Raw genomic sequence first — 3542 nt, forward strand, 5'->3', positions numbered from 1 at the left:
TCGCTCACTTGGAGGCGATGGCGTTGTTGATGTTGGTGATCATCGTAGCCCAACCCTCGGCGGGGGTCTCGGTGCCGGTCACGATGTTGGCCTCGGTCTGGCCCCAGTAGTTCCAGACGGAGCCCATGGCGGGGATCGCGGGAGCGAGCGCGCCGGCCTCGGCGACCTTCGAGAAGTCCTTGATGTCCTGGTCATCCGACTTGGCGGCGACCGACGGCATCGCGGAGGCGCGACCGCCGAGCTTCTGCATCTGTTCCTGGGCCTCGGGGGTGGCCAGGTAGTTGAAGAACTGCTTGGCGGCGACCGGGTTGGCGGACTTGGCGCTCTGGTAGAACATCTGGACGCCGACGAAGGGCTGAGCGGCCTGCGAGCCGGCGGCGGGGATGGGCAGGACGGAGACGTCCATCTTATTGTCACGGAACGCGGCGACGTTCCAGGGGCCGGTCACCGTGTAGGCGGCCTTGCCGTCGAGGAAGGCCTGCTTGGCGATGTCGCCGGTGATCGAGGGGGAGATGATGCCCGCGTCACCCTGGGCCTTGAGCCAGTTGGCGAAGTCGGTGCCGCCGGAGCCGCCCATGGCCAGCTCGGAGGTGTACTCACCGTCGGCGTTGGTGTTGAACACGGGGGCACCGAAGGAAGTCTGGAAGCCGTAGAAGTGGTACGGGTCACCCTTGTCGCCCATCTGGATGATGAAGGGGTACTCGACGCCCGTCTTCTTGCCGGAGGCGATCATGTCATCGTAGGTGGTCGGGGTGTCCTGGGTGAGCGCATTGTTACGCACCAGGGCGACGGACTCGACGGCGTAGGGGACGCCGTAGGTCTGGCCGTTGTAGGTGACGGCCTTGACGGCCACGTCGGAGAACTGCTCCTTGGCCTGACCCAGGTCGACGGGGGCGACGACGCCGTTAGAGACGAGGGCGCCGAGCTTGTCGTGGGCCATGACGATCAGGTCGGGGCCGTTGCCGGTGGGGACCTGGGTGGTGAACTCGGTGTCCATGTCGGCCTCGGACTTCTGGACGACGTTGACGGCGACGCCGGTCGACGCCGTGAAGTCCTCGGCGAAGGACTGCACCTGCGAGAAACGGGTGTCGTCGGCCCAGATGGTGAGGGTCGCGAGGGTCTCGTTGGAATTCTCGGACGAGTTCGTCGTGGGGGTAGTGTTGCCATTGCAGGCGGCCAGGGCGGTAGCCGCCGCGAAGACGCCGAGTGCTGCGATACCACGTCGCATTATTTCTCCTGTGTTGGTCGGGCTGGTCGCCTCCATCAGCGACCCGCTAGTGCCACTGTAGTACCTCCGTTTTTGTTTCTGCAATAATTTTCCGAATTGTGAGCTTCCTGTTACATTTGTACCGAAGCGTCGAGCGGACAGACCCAAAGGAGAGTTGAGTCGATGACGAAAAACCGCACCAGCATGGCTGATATTGCTGCGCACGCCGGCGTCTCGACAGCCACCGTCTCTCGCGTCTTCAACGGCGTCGGACAGGTCTCTGACGAGACGCGCCGCAAGGTCCTGACGGCTATTGACGAGTTGGGTTACGACCGCCCGACCCCCGAGCGCACCCCCGACACCCCGACGATCGGCATCATCGTCCCCGAGCTCACCAATCCGATCTTCGCGGCCTTCGCCCATCACCTCCAGGAGGAGGTCGCGCGGGCTGGGGGTATCGCGATGATCCGTTCTCAAACGCCGGGCGCCACCTCCGAGTTCGATCACCTCTCTTCGCTCTTGGAGCATCGCGTCAGCGGCTTGATCTTCGTCTCGGGCAGGCACGCGGACCTGCTGGCGGACCTCGGTCCCTATCACGAGGTCGTGGCTCATTCGATCCCGCTCGTGACCATCAACGGGGCGCGAGCGGAGATCCCGGCCCCCGATTTTTCGACGGGTGACGCTCTAGGCATTCGCGCGGCCGTTACGCATCTGCATGAGCTCGGTCATTCGCGCATCGCGCTGTTGACGGGGCGCACACACGTTGTCCCGGCGCTGCGCAAGGCCGAGGCCTTCACCCAGGTCATGGAGGAGCTGGTCGGCGACCGCTCCCCCATCATCGAGGAGACCTTCTATACGTACGAGGCCGCGGCGGCTCACACGAACGGCCTGATCGAGCGCGGCGTGACGGCGATCGTGACGGGCTCCGACTTGCAGGCGCTCGGCGCGATCCGCACGATCACCTCACTGGGCCTCTCCGTCCCGGAGGACATCTCGGTCATCGGATTCGATGATTCTTTCCTCATGTCACACCTGAGCCCGGGGCTGACGACGGTCCACCAGCCTGTACCCGCGATCGTCGCGGCGGCGGTGCGCAGTCTATTCGAGGCCTTGGCCACACCCGACTACACTCCTGAGCACGCCGATTACGTCTTTTCGGCCGATTTGGTCGTGCGGGCGACGACTGCGCGCGCGAAGTAACGCCCCTGCCTGACGGGGTCCGCACCCTGGGAATGATTTGACAATGATTCTCAGAGCCCCAGAGAATGATTCTCATGTCGAAGAGATTCCTCGCCGCCGCATGCGCGGCCGCCACAGCGCTCGCACTGTCCGCCTGCTCCTCCGCCCCCTCCTCGGAAGGAAACGCCAGCAAGGACGGGACTCTGACCGTCATGGCGTCCTTCTACCCCCTGCAGTACCTGGCTGAGAAGATCGGCGGCGAGCACGTCACCGTCACCTCACTAACCCCCGCGGGCGCCGAGCCCCACGACCTCGAACTCTCCCCCAAGACGGTCGACGCCCTGGCCTCCGCGGACGCCGTCGTCTACCTCGCGGGCTTCCAGGCCGCGGTGGACGAGGCCATCGAGCAGCAGGCCCCCACAACCGTCATTGACGTCTCCCCCGCCGTCGAACTGGTCGAGGCCAACTCCTCCGCCAACCATCCGAGCGAGGACGAGGACGCCGACGAGGCTCAGTCCGGCGAGAGCGCCACCGAGGAGCACGCCGACCACGATCACGAGGGCCACGATCACGAGGGCCACCACCACGATATGAGCGCCGACCCTCACTTCTGGCTGGACCCGGTGCGCATGGCGAGCGCCGCGACCCTGGTGGGCGACAAGCTCGCCGAGGCCGACCCAGCCAACGCCGACACCTACAAGGCCAACGCTCAGGCCCTGAACGAAGAACTCAGCGCCCTGGGTGACGACCTCGTCGCGAAGACCGCGACCTGCCAGATCAAGACCTTCGTCACCGCGCACACCGCGTTCGGCTACCTCGCCGACCGCACCGGCCTGACCCAGGTGGGCATCTCGGGCCTCGACCCCGACTCTTCCCCCTCGCCCGCGCGACTCGCCGAGATTAGCCAGATCGCCAAAGACCAGGGCGTGACCACCATCTTCACGGAGGCGCTCATCGACCCCAAGGTCGCGCAGACCCTGGCCGACGACCTCGGCATCTCCACGGCCGTCCTGGACCCGATCGAGTCCCAGACCGACTCCTCCAAGGACTACGCGGCCGTCATGAAGGACAACATCAACGCCCTGACGACAGCGAACAACTGCCAGTGATGACGACTGACACCACCACGACGGCGGGAGCCTCCCACGCGGAGGCT

At 65.4% G+C, this 3542-nt stretch carries 3 protein-coding genes; 2 read left to right on the top strand and 1 reads right to left on the bottom strand.

The window, feature by feature from the left end; genetic code table 11:
• Positions 1-4: 4 nt before the first annotated feature.
• Positions 5-1228, bottom strand: a complete 1224-nt coding sequence (locus HMPREF1138_RS07505; protein ID WP_009058259.1) for a sugar ABC transporter substrate-binding protein — start codon at positions 1226-1228, stop codon at positions 5-7.
• Between the two features lie 162 nt (positions 1229-1390).
• Between HMPREF1138_RS07505 and HMPREF1138_RS07510 the strand changes: the two genes are divergently transcribed.
• Both HMPREF1138_RS07510 and HMPREF1138_RS07515 read left to right on the top strand, forming a co-directional pair.
• Positions 1391-2407 carry a LacI family DNA-binding transcriptional regulator gene (locus tag HMPREF1138_RS07510; protein WP_009058257.1) on the top strand — a complete coding sequence of 339 codons (1017 nt, stop codon included), beginning with the start codon at positions 1391-1393 and terminating at the stop codon, positions 2405-2407.
• 65 nt (positions 2408-2472) lie between these two features.
• Positions 2473-3495, top strand: coding sequence for a metal ABC transporter substrate-binding protein (locus HMPREF1138_RS07515; RefSeq protein WP_039937443.1), 1023 nt, complete (start codon positions 2473-2475; stop codon positions 3493-3495).
• The last annotated feature ends 47 nt before the right edge of the window (positions 3496-3542 follow it).

The sequence above is a fragment of the Actinomyces sp. ICM58 genome, from assembly GCF_000283035.1.
Taxonomy (GTDB): domain Bacteria; phylum Actinomycetota; class Actinomycetes; order Actinomycetales; family Actinomycetaceae; genus Pauljensenia.

Bases quoted from the DNA above. Each gene is read 5' to 3' on its own strand.
- HMPREF1138_RS07505 (WP_009058259.1), bottom strand. From the start codon at position 1,228: ATGCGACGTGGTATCGCAGCACTCGGCGTCTTCGCGGCGGCTACCGCC.
- HMPREF1138_RS07510 (WP_009058257.1), top strand. From the start codon at position 1,391: ATGACGAAAAACCGCACCAGCATGGCTGATATTGCTGCGCACGCCGGC.
- HMPREF1138_RS07515 (WP_039937443.1), top strand. From the start codon at position 2,473: ATGATTCTCATGTCGAAGAGATTCCTCGCCGCCGCATGCGCGGCCGCC.